At 63.3% G+C, this 259-nt stretch carries 1 protein-coding gene; it reads left to right on the forward strand.

Annotation, left to right across the window (positions count from 1 at the left end):
* On the forward strand, positions 1-259 hold a 259-nt coding region (locus tag SB724_RS20800), incomplete at both ends, for a lactonase family protein (protein WP_410572842.1).

The raw sequence follows: 259 nt of genomic DNA on the forward strand, positions 1-259 counted from the left end.
CACGGATCGGCTGACGATCTACGCTCTCGAAGGGGACCGGTTCGAGAAGGTGAGCGAGACCGCGGCAAGGCCTGGTGCAGGACCGCGCCACGTTGCGCTCCATCCGTCCGGCCGCTTCGTCTTCGTCATCAACGAGCTTGATTCCACGGTGGCGAGCTATCGCTTCGATGCCTCCCGCCGGATGCTGCATGAGATCGAGATCCACTCGACGCTGCCGCCGCAGACCACGGGAACGAACTATGCGTCGGACCTGCAGATT

Origin of the sequence: Bacillus sp. SIMBA_031 (genome assembly GCF_046535225.1) — a bacterium.
GTDB lineage: Bacteria > Bacillota > Bacilli > Bacillales > Bacillaceae > Bacillus > Bacillus velezensis.